The following is a 14,042-nucleotide window of genomic DNA, read 5'->3' on the forward strand; positions in this document are numbered from 1 at the left end:
GGGCTTCATCTTCGTTCCTTCGTCACTACGACGAAGCCCAAATCCTCCTTAATTCACAACCTCAAATCTGTGCCATTGGCGCTGACGCCGGACAAGCAAGCTCCTGGCCCGGATCGGCGCGATCGTGTTCGTCGCCATCGCGATCACTATGACCGCGATCGAGATGAGCCGGCCGCCCGAACCCGCGCGCGAGGCGCCGGCGACCGTCGCCGAAACCCCGGCGACGGACCCGCTGCTGATCGAGCTGCGCCGGTGTCAATCGCTTGGACCGGCCGGCGCGAGCGATCCCGATTGCCTCCGCGCCTGGGCCGAGAACCGCCGCCGCTTCCTCGCGCCCGGCGCGCGTCCCGCCGCCCGCATCGCCGATGCGGCCACCCCGCAGGAGAATTGACATGGGCGGCACCGGCGTCGTCGATCGTTTCTTGGATGTCTTCACCCGCTACATCGACAGCGGGTTCGGCCTGCTCGGCGGGGAGGTGGCGTTCATCGCCACCACTCTGATCGTCATCGACGTGACGCTTGCGGCGCTGTTCTGGAGCTGGGGCGCCGATGACGACATTCTTGCCCGCCTCATCAAAAAGACACTGTTCGTCGGCGTCTTCGCCTACATCATCGGCAACTGGAACAGCCTCGCCCGCATCGTCTTCGAGAGCTTCTCCGGCCTCGGCCTGAAAGCCTCGGGCACCGGCTTCACCGCCGCCGAGCTGCTCCAGCCGGGCCGCGTAGCGCAGGTCGGGTTGGAAGCTGGCCAGCCGATCCTCGAATCCATTTCCGATCTGATGGGCTGGGTGTCGTTCTTCGAGAACTTCATCCAGATCGCTGTGCTGCTGTTCGCCTGGGCGCTGGTCATCCTCGCCTTCTTCATACTGGCGATCCAGCTTTTCATCACGCTGATCGAGTTCAAGCTGGCGACGCTCGCCGGGTTCGTGCTCATCCCGTTCGGCCTGTTCGGCAAGACCGCCTTCATGGCCGAGCGCGTGCTGGGGCTGGTGATCTCGTCCGGCGTCAAGGTGCTGGTGCTCGCCGTGATCGTCGGCATCGGCTCGACCCTGTTCGACGAGTTCCGCGCCGGCTTCGGTGGCGCGCAGCCGACGATCGAAGACGCGATGGCTGTCGCGCTCGCCTCGCTCTGCCTGCTCGGGCTTGGCATCTTCGGCCCGTCGATCGCCAACGGCATCGTCTCGGGCGGCCCTGCGCTCGGCGCGGGTGCCGCGGCCGGCACGGCGCTCGCCGCGGGCGGCGCGCTGGCCGGCGGTGCGGCCGCCGCCCGTCTTGGCGCCGGTGCGGTCGCTGGTGCGATCGGCGGCGCGGCGCGCGGCGCGGCCTTCACATCCGGGGCCGCCAGCAGCGCCTATGCGCTCGGCTCGGCCGGGAAGACCGGCGCGGCCGCCGTCGCGGGTGGGGCCGGCGGCGTCGGCAAGGCTGCCGTAGGCGCAGCCATGTCGCCGCTCCGCCGGGCGGCCGCCTCGCTCAAGGACAGCTATCGCTCGGGCGGCCGCGCCGCCGTGACCGCCACCGGCGGGACGATCTCCGGCGACCCGTCAACACCAACGCCGTCGCCGGACGGTCCGCCCGCCTGGGCGGCCGCGATGAAGCGCCGCCAGACCATGACTCACGGCGCGACCGTCGCCGCCCACACGCTGCGCTCCGGTGACGGTGGCGGCAGCGGCGCATCCGTCGATCTCAGCCAGAAGGATTAGCCGCCAATGTTCCGACGCCCCACCATCCGCTACGGGCAGACGCCCGAACCCACGACGCCCTACCAGCGCGCCGCCCAAGCCTGGGACGACCGCATCGGCTCTGCCCGCGTGCAGGCGAAGAACTGGCGGCTCGCCTTCTTTGGCTCGCTCGCTCTTTCGGGCGGCCTGGCCGGCGGGCTGATCTGGCAGTCCGCGCGCGGCCATATCGTACCGTGGGTCGTGCAGGTCGATCGGCTCGGCGAAGCGCAGGCGGTCGCGCCGGCCGAGGCCGGCTACCGTCCGACCGATCCGCAGGTGGCGTTCCACCTAGCGCGGTTCATCGAGCAGGTGCGCAGCATCCCGGCCGATCCGGTCATCGTCCGCCAGAACTGGCTCCGCGCCTACGATTTCACGACCGACCGCGGCGCGCTGGCGCTCAACGATTACGCCCGCGCCAACGACCCGTTCGCCAATGTCGGCCGCGTGCAGGTCGCGGTGGACGTGTCCAGCGTGATCCGCGCGTCGCCCGACAGCTTCCGCGTCGCCTGGACCGAGCGCCGCTATCAGGACGGCAGCCTTGCCGCCACCGAACGCTGGTCGGCGATCCTCACCGTCGTCGTGCAGCCGCCGCGAACGCCCGACGCCCTGCGCAAGAACCCGCTCGGCATCTTCGTCAATGCCCTCAACTGGTCAAAGGAGCTGTCGCAATGACGCGCCCACCGTTTCCCCGCGTCGCATCGGCGGCGCTGATCGCCTCCGCAGCCGCGCTCGCCGGCTGCGCCACCACGTCCGCCCGGCCGCCCGCAATCGCCTACGACGATCCGCCACGCGAGATCGCAGCGACGCCCGCGCCCGAAGCGCCACGCGCGGTCGAGGTGGTAACGATCCCCGAGCCGCTGCCGCTGCCCGGCCAGTTGAAGCCGGTCGGCGAATCCGCATCGCCGCCCGAGCCTGCCGATCCGCGCCGCCGCGTCGGCGCCGCCAACGCCGCCGCCCGTGTGCAGCCGGTGCGCGACGGGTTCCTCAACGCCATCCAGCAATATCCGTGGACCGATGGTGCGCTCTATCAGGTCTATACCGCGCCCGGGCAGGTGACGGACATTGCCTTGCAGGAAGGCGAGCAGCTCGTCGGGCCGGGGCCGGTCGCGGCCGGGGATACTGTGCGCTGGATTATCGGCGACACGATCAGCGGCAGCGGCCCGACCGCGCGCGTTCATATCCTCGCGAAGCCCACGCGGCCCGACATCGCAACCAACCTCGTCATCAACACCGACCGCCGCACCTATCACCTCGAACTGCGCGCGACGCCTTCGACCTACATGGCGTCGGTGTCCTGGACCTACCCGCAGGATCAGCTCATCGCGCTGCGGAGCGCCAATGCGGCGGCAGCCACCGCTGCGCCGGTGGCGAGCGGCGTGGACGTGTCCGCGCTCAATTTCCGCTATCGGATCGACGGCGAGCGAGCGCCGTGGCGTCCGGTCCGCGCGTTCGACGATGGCCGACAGGTCTTCATCGAGTTTCCGGCCGGGATCTCGCAGGGCGAGATGCCGCCGCTGTTTGTAGCCGGTGCGGCCGGCGACGCCGAGCTGGTCAATTACCGCGTGCAGGGCCGCTACATGGTGGTCGATCGCCTGTTCGCCGCCGCAGAGCTGCGGCTGGGCGATCGGCGCAGTGAGCAGCGCGTCCGCATCGCGCGCAATGATGGACGGGAGCGGCGGCCGTGAACGATCGCACCGACATGCCTGCCGCTGATCCGGCTCCGTCGCCGGCTCCTGCCGATCCGAGGCCATTCCAGCTCAGGGGCGACCCGCCGCGCGTGATGCGGCTGTCGCGCAAGGCGCTGACCGTCATGGGCGTCGTCGCCGGGCTCGGCATCGGCGGCTCGCTGATCTACGCCCTCAAACCGGCCAGCGAGCGGCAGGCGGAAGAACTCTACAATACCGAGAGCCGCGCCACGGCCGAGACCATCACGTCGGGTCCGCGGGACTATGCGCAGGCGCCGCGTCTCGGCCCGCCGCTTCCGGGCGATCTCGGCCGGCCGATCGTGTCCGCCCAGCAGCGCGGCGAGAATGTGCCGGTGCTGCCGGTCGGCGCGCAGCCGGGTCAGCCTGACCCGCGCGCGCAAGCAGAGGAAGCTGCCCGGCAGCGCGCGCAGCAGGAGCGCGACTCCGCTCGCATGAGCAGCGTGTTCCTCGGCGGCAATGCGGGCAACAGCGGGACGGCGGGTCTCCCGTCGGTGGCCCTGCCGGGGCAGGCTGCGCCGCAGCCGGCGCAGCAGCAGGCGGCCGCCGCCGAGGGCGATCAGGCCGGGAAGCGGGCGTTCATGGCGCAGGCGTCGAACCAGCGCACGGTGAGCGTCGAGCGGCTAAGCGCGCCAGCATCGCCCAATATCGTGCAGGCCGGAAGCATTGTGCCCGCAGCCCTCATTACCGGCATCCGCTCCGATCTTCCCGGCCAGATCACCGCGCAGGTCACGCAGAACGTTTATGACAGCCCGACCGGCCGCATCCTGCTCATCCCGCAGGGCGCGCGGCTGATCGGCGAATATGACAGCGAGATCGCAGCCGGGCAGACGCGGGTGCTGTTAGCCTGGGACCGGCTCATCATGCCGGACGGCCGCTCGATCGTTCTCGAGCGCCAGCCCGGCGCCGATGGCGCGGGGTTCGCGGGCCTCCAGGATCAGGTCAATCAGCATTGGGGCAACCTGCTGAAGGCCGCTGCTATCTCGACGCTTCTCGGTGTGGGGTCCGAACTCACAACCAGCGGCGACGACTCTCTGAGCCGAGCGCTGCGCTGGGGCACGCAGGGGACCATCAATCAGACGGGCCAGCAGGTCGTGCGTCGGCAGCTTAACGTGCAGCCGACGCTCACCATCCGGCCTGGCCATCCGCTGCGCGTGATCGTCACCCGCGACCTCGTCCTCGAACCAATAGGTGAAACGCGATGACCAAGTTGAAGCTCGGAGCGATCGCTGATGACCGACCTGTCAAAGTGACTGTCGAGCTACCCGCCGTCGTTCACCGCGATCTTACTGCCTACGCCGCCGCACTCGCGGCAGAGACCGGCGCTCAGGCCGTGCCGCCCGAGAAGCTCATTGCGCCGATGCTCGCGCGGTTCATGGCGAGCGACCGGGGTTTTGCACGCGGACGGCACAACGCGAAAAACTGACCACCTTGTGCGCGCTCAGTTGCCGAGAAAGCGCCTCCGACGCTCCTCCGCATCCACCTTGATGATCGCCTCCTCGGCATTGGCGCATTCTCCGCCTCGCACAGTGCCGTCGCGGCAGCCGGCCACGACTTGGCGCGCCTCGTCTATATGCGACATGAAATACTGAGTACCGCGCGCCTGGCTGGACGCTGGAGCTACCGGCGACGTGAACGTGTCGACGTCCGCCTGTTGCATCGGCGCGATCACGGGCCGCAAGATAAAACCTCCCGCAAATCCGATGAGCAATGTAACCAGAACGATGACGATTGTCCCAACCGAAAACATGGTGGTCACTCCATAAACCTGCCTAGCCATTTTACTGAGATTCCTTGGTAAAATCAAAAGACAGAGCATACCGTGTCTTGATGAATTCAAGGAAACGCCGAAGCGCAGGATTGCAGTTGTCATCCCGCCAGTAGCCCGAATATCCGATCAATGCCGGGCCTTGTTCCCCATGGATCGGACGATACACAACATCGGGATAAACCGCGCCGGTGGCGCCCTCGCACACAATGGTGACGCCGCGGCCACCGCCCAAAACGCTCAGGATCGTTTCCCGGCTCGATTGGTGCATTCGAATGTCCGGCTTCGACGCTGACGCGGGCAACCTTCCGAGCAGTAGATCGCGAATTTCAGAGCCCGGATCGGCTGCGGGCAACAGGAAGCGTTCGTTGCGCAGGTCCGTCCAATGCACGATTTCGCATTCCGCCAGTGGATTTGCCGTCGGGAGCGCGACCAGGACTCGTTCGCTCCAAAACGGCTCGGATCGAAAACCCTCGTGGGCCAGTGCGCCCATCAGGATGGCTATATCGATCTCGCCGGTATCCAGTCCTGCGAGCAAAACGCTGCGGTCAGCCTCGACGCACTCGACTTCCACAGCGGGATGCGCCTGGCTCCAACTCATCATGGTCGCGCGCAGATGGCCTGCCGAAACCGAACTGTTATGCCCCAATCGAAGGCCTCCAGCACGGCCCTGACCGGCAGCGCGCATCATCGCGACGAGCTTGTCCGCATTGGTGACGATCGATCTCGATCCGCGCAGGAAGGCACTGCCCGCCAGCGTCGGGGTAACACCAGCGCGGGAGCGCTCGAATATCGGCATGCCGACGGCACGCTCCAGCTTCAGAATATTGCGACTGAGAGTGGACTGCTCAATGTCGAGGGCACGAGCAGCGCGGTAGAAGCTGCCGTGGTCTGCCGCCGCAATGGCGTAACGCAGTTGACGGATGTCGAAGGCCATCGGCTCGCGTCTCACATCCGCTAGCGCGCAGCGCTGCTCGGGGACGCGGGCGACCGAGCACGCCTCTGTTGGGGGTCGGCATAGGCCAACAGTCGCAGCGCGTTGAACACGACCAGCAGTGTCGAGCCTTCGTGGACTGCAACAGCAGGTCCGATGCCGAGCCCGAGGATCGTCGCCGGCACGAGAAGCGCGACCACGCCAAGGCTGACGAATACATTCTGCCGGATCACGGATCGCGTCCGGCGGCTCAGGCCGACCGCGAAAGGGAGATGGTCGAGATTATCGGCCATAAGGGCAACGTCGGCGGTTTCGAGCGCCACGTCCGATCCCGCCGCACCCATCGCAATGCCCACGGTCGCCGTCGCCATGGCGGGCGCGTCGTTCACACCGTCGCCTACCATCGCGACCTTAGCTTCGGCGCGGAGCTTCTTGATCGCGTCCACCTTGTTTTCGGGCAGGAGATCGCCCCAAGCCTCGTCAAGTCCCACGTCCCGAGCGATGGCTTCGGCAGCAAGCTGGTGATCCCCGGAGATCATGATCATCCGCCGGATGCCGATCGCGCGCAGCCGTTCGAGCGCCTCGCGTGCTTCCTCACGGGGCGTGTCGAGCAATCCGATCACGCCTAGATCCCGCTCGCCGCGACGGACGATCATGATTGTCTGGCCGGTCTCGCGCAGCAGCGGGAGCATGTCGTGCATCCCCTGCGAGAGCGGAGCGATGCCGTCGGCGCCAAACATCTCGGCCTTGCCGATGAGAACCTCGTCCTCACCGATGACGGCCGAGACGCCGCGGCCCGTAAGGCTCTTCAGACTCTCCGCCTGCGGAACCTGACGCTCGCCGATATGATCGCGCCCGTCGCGCGCGATGGCTTGCGCAAGCGGGTGATCGCTCAGCGATTCAACCGCCACGGCCACCGCCATCATATCCTCCCTGGATACGCCGGGCGCGGTGACGACCTGATGGATGCGCGGCTCGCCCTTGGTGAGCGTGCCGGTCTTGTCGAAGGCGATCGCGTCGAGCGAACCGAGCAGTTCGAGCGGCGCGCCGCCTTTGATCAGCACGCCGCCCCGAGCCGCTCGCGCGACTCCGGAGAGAACGGCGCTGGGCGTGGCGATGGCGAGCGCGCAGGGGCTTGCCGCAACCAGCACCGCCATTGCGCGATAGAAGCTGTCGCGGAACGGCTCATCGACCACGACCCAGGCGAACAGCAGGATGAAGGCCAGCGCCAGCACCGCAGGCACAAAGAAGCGCTCGAACCTGTCGGTGAACCGCTGCGTCGGAGACTTCTGCGTTTCGGCCTCGCTGACCAGCTTGACCACCTTGGCGAGCGTGCTTTCGGTGGACAGGCGCGTGACCTCGATCTCGACGAGACCGCTGCCATTGATGGTGCCGGCGAACACCCTGCTTGCCGCGTCGATCCGGTCGGGATCGGCGCGGGCGGCCGCATCATCCAGCACGGGACGCTTGTCCACCGGCATACTCTCGCCCGTCACCGGCGCCTGGTTGATGGCGGTGATGCCTTTCACGACAAATCCATCCGCGGCCACACGCTCGTCGGGCTTCACGACGACGATTTCGCCGACCTTCAAATCCTCGACCGGAACATCGCTCGTGCCGCCGTCGGAGCGGCGCACGGTAGCGGTGCGCGGCGCCAGTTCGGCCAGCGCCTCGATCGCGCGCTTGGCGCGGCCCATGGCATAATGTTCGAGCGCATGGCCGAGGCTGAACAGGAACAGCAGCAGCGCGCCCTCGGCCCAGGCGCCGAGCGCCGCCGCGCCGGCGGCCGCCACCAGCATCAGCGTGTCGATCTCGAAGCGTTTCAGCCGGAGATTGTCGATCGCCTCGCGCAGCGTGTAGAAGCCGCCGAACAGATAGGTGGCCACGTAGAGCGTAAACGGCAGCCAGGCCGGCGCGCCCGCCACCAGCTTCTCGATTGCGAATCCGATCCCCAGGGTCGCGCCGCAGGCGAGCGCAAAGATCAGTTCGGTATTGGCCCCGAGCAGACCGCCATGCGCGTAATCGTGACCGTCGTCGGGGCCATGCTCCCGCTTCGGTTGCGCAGGGCCATCGACATGGCGGGCATGAGCATCTGCCGCCGCCGGCACAGGTCTGGGCGTTGCGCCGAGCTTCGTCAGTTCAGCGCTGATGTCGTCTCGGGAGAGCTGATCGCGATCATATTCGATGCGCACCATGCCGGCGGCCGAGGCGTCCGCTTCGATCACACCGGACAGGGCGCGAAGGCTTTCGGTGACCGTGCGCGCGCGGCGTGCGTGACCGATGCCATCGACCTCCCAAAGGATATGCCCGTAGCGGTCCGCGATTTCCGCTCCCGAGGCATGGGCGAGTTCGCGGATGCGTGCGAGCGTCACCACTTGCGGGTCGAAATGGACGCACAGCGTCGCAGGGCTGGCGGCGTCGGCCGCGACCACATGCGCCTGCTCGACACCGGGCCGGTCCTTAAGCGCCGCGACGAGCCTGCCGACGCAGGCATCGGCCGCATCGGTGACGTCGGGGAGAAGTATGGGGATTTCGAGGCGGAGCTTTTCGATCATGACGTGGTTCCTTCGCGAGGCGCGCTTCTGTGGTGAGGACCGTGCGGCTCGCTGTCAGGGCGGTGCGGTATTGGACCTGAGCCGCGTGCAGGTCAGGGGCGGCGCATCGGGGCGCAACAGCGTCATCCGATCACCGCCGGAGAGCGACACGTTGAGCTTGTCGCCCACGAAGGTGAGGCCGGTGGCCGGCGCGACCAGCCGCACCGAACGACCATCCGGCAGAATCGTGAGATCGAGGGTCAGGCCGTCGGCGAGGAAATCGGCGTCCACGCGCGATCCATCGGCGCAGGCATAGATATGTTCGCCAACGAGATTGGAGACGGAGCGACGGTCATGCCGCTCGCCCGCATCCTTGTCGTTGGAAGCGGGCGAGCAGCCGGACAGGCCGGGCGCAAGCGCGAGCCCAGCTAGCGCGAGGAGCACAGGACGACCGCGCGTCGGCGTCCTTGCTCTCCATCCTCGCCGGAATCGTTCGCCATGGGCGCTCAAGGGGGCGGCGCCCATGGCGCGGGCCGTTCTCACACCTTCACCCGAAGGGCCCGTGGTGCGGCGGCCAATCCACAGCATCTCAGTCGAACAGTTCGCTCAGGAAGCTCTTGCGGCGATGATGGCCGCGCTCGTAGCCGTGCTTCCTGTCATGATCGCCGCGCCCGCGATGCTCGTCGAACATGCCGAGCCGGCCGCCGCTCGACCGGCGGGCCGCTTCGTCGCCGGCGCTCCGCTCGATGATCTTGTCGAGTTCGCCGCGATCGAGCCAGACGCCGCGGCATTGCGGGCAGTAGTCGATCTCGATGCCCTGGCGCTCGCTCATGACGAGATCGACGCGACAGGCTGGACACAACAGACTCGTTGAAGTGCGGCCTTCTACCATGATGGCATCCTTTCTTCTTCGGCTTGGGGGGAGTGAATGGTGGGAGGCCTCATTCCTTTGCCTCCCTGTCCCGGCGCGCTTCCTCTCGCGCATCGCGCAGGATCTCGACGCCACCCTTGACGGCGATGGCCGCGGCAAGCAGCCCGACCAGCAGATCGGGCCAGTTGGAGCCGAGCCACCAGACCAGCAGGCCGGCGATCAGGATTCCGCCGTTCGAGATGAAATCGTTGAAGCTGAAGGTCGTCGCGGCGCGCAGGTTGACGTCGGGCTCGCGCAGCCGTTGCAAGAGCTTGAGGCAGATGAAGTTGACCACAGCCGCGACCGCAGACATCGCCATCATGGTGATGCCGATCGGCTCGCTGCCTTGCAGGTAACGTCGTCCGACATCGAGCATGATGCCGCCGGCGAAGATCAGGAGCATGACCCCCGACACGGCGGCCGCGCGGGTCTTCCATTTCGCGCCTCGGCTGAGCGCGATCAGGCTCAGTGCGTAGACCGCCGCGTCCGAGAGATTGTCGAGACCGTTGGCGAGCAGCGCGCTGGAATCGCCACTGATCCCAGCGATCAGGAAGGCCAAGGCGATCCCGACGTTGAGCATCAGCACGATCCAGAGCGTGCGGCGCTCGGCGGGCGCGCCCGCGGATGCAGGGTCAGTCATTGGCGGCCTTTCGGGTGAGCTGGGCCTTGCGGGCACGCCGGCGCTGGCGGTTGATGGTGAGGCTGCTGCCGCGCGCTTCCCTGGTGAGGTAGCGGAGCAGCGCCGCATCCTGCGCGCGCATCGATCTGCGCAGGCCTCGCCGCACGAGATAACCAAGCGGGCTCAGCGCGCCTTCCATCCTGACCGTATGGCGAACCTGCGTCTGCGGGCCGGCCTCTTCGAGCGCATATTCCTCGCTCAGCGTGAACAACCCGCCGAGGCCGATCCGCCAGGCGAACCGTTGTGCCCGTTCGTAGGCGACGATCGTGGCTTCGGTTCTTAGCGGCAGTTCTCCCTTGAGCATGCCGAAGGTCAAACCGACTTCGGCGTGTGGGGTAGCGACGCGGCGAAAGCGATAGGTCGGATGCCACAGTGCGAACGCGGCCAGATCGGCGATATAAGTCCAAGCCCGGATCGGCGTGATGGTCAGGGCGAAAGCGGTGATCTCCTTCATGGTCCGCGCCCCTCTTCGCTGGTGGGCCTTGCGGCGGACGGCATAGCCGCCCGCCGTTCAGCCCGGACGGCGAAGACAAGGGTGCGATGATTGTCGAGACTCACAGCGGAGCCTCGACCGGATCAGCAGGTGGCGCGTCGTCCCGCTCCTCCCGTGCCGGGATATCCGTTTCCCTGCGCCCATAGCGGGCGTAGAGCGTCGGCAGCACGAACAGCGTGAGCAGGGTCGCCGAGATCAGGCCGCCGATCACCACGGTGGCGAGCGGCTTCTGCACCTCCGCGCCCGATCCGGTGGCGATCGCCATCGGCACGAACCCGAGGCTCGCCACCAGCGCGGTCATGACGACCGGCCGCAGCCGCATCATCGCGCCCTCGCGCGCGGCCCGTGCCCGGTCCATGCCTCGCGCCATCAGGTCCTGGATCGAGGAGACCATGACCAGGCCGTTCAGCACCGCGATGCCGGACAGGGCGATGAACCCGACCGCCGCCGAGATCGAGAACGGCATCCCTCGCAGGAACAGCGCAAGCACGCCCCCGACCAGCGCCAGCGGCACGCCGGTGAACACGATCGCCGCGTCGCGCACGCTGCCCAATGCCCCGTACAGCAGCAGGATGATGAGCGCGAAGCAGGCCGGGACCACCAGCATCAGCCTTTGACTGGCCGACTGGAGGTTCTCGAACTGGCCGCCCCAATCGAGATATTGCCCTGCCGGCAACCGGACTTGGGCGTCGATCGCGGCCTGGGCGTCGGCGACGACGCCCGCCACGTCGCGCCCGCGCACGTTCGCCTGGACGACCACGCGGCGCTTGCCGTTCTCGCGGCTGATCTGGTTGGGACCGTCGGTGACGCCGATCTCGGCGACGCTTTGCAGCGGGACGAACCCACCGTTCGGCAAGGGCACCGGCACCTGGCCGAGCGTTTGCAGATCGGCGCGCGCCGCATCCGACAGGCGGATGGTCACGGCGAACCGCCGGTCCCCTTCGAAGATCATCCCGGCGTCGCGGCCGCCGATCGCCGCCGATATCGTGTCCTGCACGGTCTGTGCGGTGATGCCGAGCCTCGACATGATGTCGCGGCGCGGGCGGATGTCGAGCATCGGCAGGCCCTCGGTCTGCTCGACCCGGACATCGGTCGCGCCCCGCGTCTGGCGCAGGATCGCCGCGATGCGGTTGGCGGTCGCGGTCATCGCGTCGGTGTCGTCGCCGAACACCTTGATCGCGATGTCGCCCCGCACGCCCGCGATGAGCTCGTTGAACCGCATCTGGATCGGCTGGCTGATCTCGAACGCGCCGCCGGGCAGCCCTTCCAGCACCCGCTCGACCTTCGCCACCAACTCGGCCTTGGAGAGGTTCGGGTTGGGCCATTCATCGCGCGGCCTCATGATGATGAAGGTGTCGGAGATGTTGGGCGGCATCGGATCGGACGCGAGTTCCGCGGTGCCGGTCTTGGAGAAGACGAACCGCACCTCCGGCAGCCGCCCGATCTGCCGTTCGATGCGTGACTGCATCGCCTGGCTCTGATCGACCGAGGTGCCGGGGATACGCAGCACCTGGGCGGTGAGGTCGCCTTCGTCGAGCTGAGGCAGGAACTCCTGGCCGAGAAACGAGAAGGTGAGGATCGCGGCGAGGAATGCGCCGACCCCGACCCCCATGGTGAGGGTCGGCCGCTTCATCGCCCGATCAAGACCCGGCTCGTACCGGCGCTTGAGCCAGGACATGATGCGGCCTTCCTTCTCCTCGACCGGCTTTGAGAGCCAGATCGCGAGCATCGCCGGCACGAAGGTGAGCGAGAGCACGAAGGCGCAGACGAGCGCGATGATGACGGTGAGCGCCATCGGCGTGAACGTCTTGCCCTCGACGCCGGTGAGCGTCAGCAGCGGGACATAGACGAGGATGATGATCGCCTGCCCGAACACCGACGGGCGGATCATCTCGCGCGCGGCCGTCGCGACGACCGACAGCCGCTCGTCGAGGCTGAGCGTGCGGCCATAGTGATGCTGCCGCTCTGCGATGCGCCTGAGCGCATTTTCAACAATGATGACGGCGCCATCGACGATCAGGCCGAAGTCCAGAGCGCCAAGGCTCATCAGGTTGGCCGAGACGCCGCCGCGCAGCATGCCAAAGCTGCTCATCAGCATGGTGATCGGGATCACCAGCGCCGCTATCAGCGCGGCCCGGAAGTTGCCGAGCAGCACGAACAACACGACGATGACGAGCAGCGCGCCTTCGGTGAGATTCTTGGCGACCGTCTTGATGGTCGAATTGACCAGCGCGGTGCGGTCGAGCACCGGCTGCACCACGACATCGGTCGGAAGCGAGGCGTTGATCTCTTTCAGCCGCTCGGCGACTGCCGATGCGACGGTGCGGCTGTTCTCGCCGATCCGCATGATCGCCGTGCCGACAACCACCTCCTCCCCATTCTCAGACGCCGAGCCGTAGCGGATCGCCTGTCCCAGGCGGACCTGTGCGACCTGATCGAGCCGGATCGGCACGCCTTCGCGCGTCGCGATCACGGTGCTCGCCAGCTCTCCGACATTGCGGATGCGTGCGTCCGAGCGGACTGCCAGACCTTCGCCGCCGCGGTTCACGACGCCGGCGCCCACGCCGACATTGTTCTCTTCGAGCGCGCGGGCGAGGTCGGACAGGTTCATGCCGATGGCGGCGAGGCGCTGCACGTCCGGCACGACCTGGAACTGCTTCACATAGCCGCCGATCGAGTCCACGCCGGCGAGGCCGGGCGTGTTCCTGAGCAGCGGAGCGACGATCCAGTCCTGCGCGGTGCGCAGATAGGTCGCCTTGTCGGCTTCGGTGACGAGCCGCTCGCCTTCGGGCGTGATGTAGCTGCCGTCGGGCTGGATGCCCGGCTCGCCGGGCCGGTGCCGGTCCTCCCGGCGATGTTCGAGATGGACCGTCCACATATAGACTTCGCCGAGGCCGGTCGCGATCGGCCCCATGGTCGGGACCGCACCCTCGGGCAGGCTTTCCTCGGCGACCCGCAGCCGCTCGGCAACCTGCTGGCGGGCGAAGTAGATGTCGGTCGAATCCGAGAAGACCGCCGTGACCTGCGCAAAGCCGTTGCGGCTCAGCGACCGCGTGTATTCAAGGCCGGGAACGCCCGCGAGCGCGTTCTCGATCGGGAAGGCGACCTGCTTCTCGACCAGCTCGGGCGAGAGCGCCGGCGCGGTGATGTTCACCTGCACCTGATTGTTGGTGATGTCGGGAACGGCGTCGATCGGCAGGCGACTGATGGCCCAGCCGCCGATCACCGCGGCGATGAGCGTCAGCAGCAGGATGAACCAGCGGCGCTCGACGGAGAATGTGACGATGCGGTCGATCATGGCGG

14 protein-coding genes are annotated in these 14,042 nt (G+C 67.5%); 6 read left to right on the forward strand and 8 right to left on the reverse strand.

The window, feature by feature from the left end:
* The first annotated feature begins 103 nt into the window (after positions 1 to 103).
* The 6 genes from trbK-alt to GGR43_RS17815 are packed head-to-tail and all read left to right on the forward strand — an operon-like array spanning position 104 to position 4,847.
* Positions 104 to 391, forward strand: coding sequence for a putative entry exclusion protein TrbK-alt (gene trbK-alt / locus GGR43_RS17790; RefSeq protein ID WP_223177510.1), 288 nt, complete (start codon positions 104 to 106; stop codon positions 389 to 391).
* A gap of 1 nt (position 392) precedes the next feature.
* Positions 393 to 1,700: a P-type conjugative transfer protein TrbL gene (gene trbL, locus GGR43_RS17795; RefSeq protein ID WP_053555773.1), complete on the forward strand. Its 1,308-nt coding sequence runs from the start codon at positions 393 to 395 to the stop codon at positions 1,698 to 1,700.
* A 6-nt stretch (positions 1,701 to 1,706) separates the two neighbouring features.
* Positions 1,707 to 2,390 (forward strand): conjugal transfer protein TrbF, encoded by a 684-nt coding sequence (gene trbF / locus GGR43_RS17800; RefSeq protein ID WP_053555772.1) that lies wholly within the window; start codon positions 1,707 to 1,709, stop codon positions 2,388 to 2,390.
* Positions 2,387 to 3,403 (forward strand): P-type conjugative transfer protein TrbG, encoded by a 1,017-nt coding sequence (gene trbG / locus GGR43_RS17805; RefSeq protein ID WP_053555771.1) that lies wholly within the window; start codon positions 2,387 to 2,389, stop codon positions 3,401 to 3,403. Before trbF ends, trbG begins: the two co-directional genes overlap by 4 nt.
* Before the next feature lie 14 nt (positions 3,404 to 3,417).
* Complete coding sequence (locus GGR43_RS17810) at positions 3,418 to 4,626, forward strand: TraB/TrbI/VirB10 family type IV secretion system protein (RefSeq protein ID WP_053556406.1); 1,209 nt, start codon at positions 3,418 to 3,420, stop codon at positions 4,624 to 4,626.
* On the forward strand, positions 4,623 to 4,847 hold the full coding sequence (locus GGR43_RS17815) for a DUF2274 domain-containing protein (protein ID WP_053555770.1): 225 nt from the start codon (positions 4,623 to 4,625) through the stop codon (positions 4,845 to 4,847). The genes GGR43_RS17810 and GGR43_RS17815 overlap by 4 nt, the downstream gene beginning before the upstream one ends.
* 15 nt (positions 4,848 to 4,862) lie before the next feature.
* On the opposite strand, the gene GGR43_RS17820 is transcribed toward GGR43_RS17815, so the two are convergent.
* The 8 genes from GGR43_RS17820 to GGR43_RS17855 all read right to left on the reverse strand — a co-directional run bounded on the left by GGR43_RS17820 (position 4,863) and on the right by GGR43_RS17855 (position 14,037).
* Positions 4,863 to 5,201, reverse strand: a complete 339-nt coding sequence (locus tag GGR43_RS17820; protein ID WP_246343883.1) for an EexN family lipoprotein — start codon at positions 5,199 to 5,201, stop codon at positions 4,863 to 4,865.
* A gap of 1 nt (position 5,202) precedes the next feature.
* Complete coding sequence (locus tag GGR43_RS17825) at positions 5,203 to 6,126, reverse strand: LysR family transcriptional regulator (protein ID WP_083455517.1); 924 nt, start codon at positions 6,124 to 6,126, stop codon at positions 5,203 to 5,205.
* A 20-nt stretch (positions 6,127 to 6,146) separates the two neighbouring features.
* A complete protein-coding gene (locus GGR43_RS17830; protein WP_188073321.1) occupies positions 6,147 to 8,678 on the reverse strand; it encodes a heavy metal translocating P-type ATPase in 2,532 nt (843 codons plus the stop codon).
* A 54-nt stretch (positions 8,679 to 8,732) separates the two neighbouring features.
* Positions 8,733 to 8,948 carry a hypothetical protein gene (locus GGR43_RS17835; RefSeq protein WP_246343884.1) on the reverse strand — a complete coding sequence of 72 codons (216 nt, stop codon included), beginning with the start codon at positions 8,946 to 8,948 and terminating at the stop codon, positions 8,733 to 8,735.
* A gap of 298 nt (positions 8,949 to 9,246) precedes the next feature.
* Positions 9,247 to 9,549: a TFIIB-type zinc ribbon-containing protein gene (locus GGR43_RS17840; protein WP_083455516.1), complete on the reverse strand. Its 303-nt coding sequence runs from the start codon at positions 9,547 to 9,549 to the stop codon at positions 9,247 to 9,249.
* Positions 9,550 to 9,598: 49 nt separating this feature from the next.
* Complete coding sequence (locus GGR43_RS17845) at positions 9,599 to 10,207, reverse strand: cation efflux transmembrane domain-containing protein (protein WP_053555767.1); 609 nt, start codon at positions 10,205 to 10,207, stop codon at positions 9,599 to 9,601.
* On the reverse strand, positions 10,200 to 10,700 hold the full coding sequence (locus GGR43_RS17850; protein ID WP_188073322.1) for an SRPBCC family protein: 501 nt from the start codon (positions 10,698 to 10,700) through the stop codon (positions 10,200 to 10,202). Before GGR43_RS17850 ends, GGR43_RS17845 begins: the two co-directional genes overlap by 8 nt.
* A 100-nt stretch (positions 10,701 to 10,800) precedes the next feature.
* Positions 10,801 to 14,037 (reverse strand): efflux RND transporter permease subunit, encoded by a 3,237-nt coding sequence (locus GGR43_RS17855; RefSeq protein ID WP_188073370.1) that lies wholly within the window; start codon positions 14,035 to 14,037, stop codon positions 10,801 to 10,803.
* Positions 14,038 to 14,042 lie beyond the last annotated feature (5 nt).

Origin of the sequence: Sphingobium jiangsuense, assembly GCF_014196495.1 — a bacterium.
Lineage (GTDB): Bacteria > Pseudomonadota > Alphaproteobacteria > Sphingomonadales > Sphingomonadaceae > Sphingobium > Sphingobium jiangsuense.

Coding starts and splice junctions, on each gene's coding strand:
- trbL (WP_053555773.1), top strand. CDS start 393: ATGGGCGGCACCGGCGTCGTCGATCGTTTCTTGGATGTCTTCACCCGC.
- trbF (WP_053555772.1), top strand. CDS start 1,707: ATGTTCCGACGCCCCACCATCCGCTACGGGCAGACGCCCGAACCCACG.
- trbG (WP_053555771.1), top strand. CDS start 2,387: ATGACGCGCCCACCGTTTCCCCGCGTCGCATCGGCGGCGCTGATCGCC.
- GGR43_RS17810 (WP_053556406.1), top strand. CDS start 3,418: ATGCCTGCCGCTGATCCGGCTCCGTCGCCGGCTCCTGCCGATCCGAGG.
- GGR43_RS17815 (WP_053555770.1), top strand. CDS start 4,623: ATGACCAAGTTGAAGCTCGGAGCGATCGCTGATGACCGACCTGTCAAA.
- GGR43_RS17820 (WP_246343883.1), bottom strand. CDS start 5,201: ATGGCTAGGCAGGTTTATGGAGTGACCACCATGTTTTCGGTTGGGACA.
- GGR43_RS17825 (WP_083455517.1), bottom strand. CDS start 6,126: ATGGCCTTCGACATCCGTCAACTGCGTTACGCCATTGCGGCGGCAGAC.
- GGR43_RS17830 (WP_188073321.1), bottom strand. CDS start 8,678: ATGATCGAAAAGCTCCGCCTCGAAATCCCCATACTTCTCCCCGACGTC.
- GGR43_RS17840 (WP_083455516.1), bottom strand. CDS start 9,549: ATGGTAGAAGGCCGCACTTCAACGAGTCTGTTGTGTCCAGCCTGTCGC.
- GGR43_RS17845 (WP_053555767.1), bottom strand. CDS start 10,207: ATGACTGACCCTGCATCCGCGGGCGCGCCCGCCGAGCGCCGCACGCTC.
- GGR43_RS17850 (WP_188073322.1), bottom strand. CDS start 10,700: ATGAAGGAGATCACCGCTTTCGCCCTGACCATCACGCCGATCCGGGCT.
- GGR43_RS17855 (WP_188073370.1), bottom strand. CDS start 14,037: ATGATCGACCGCATCGTCACATTCTCCGTCGAGCGCCGCTGGTTCATC.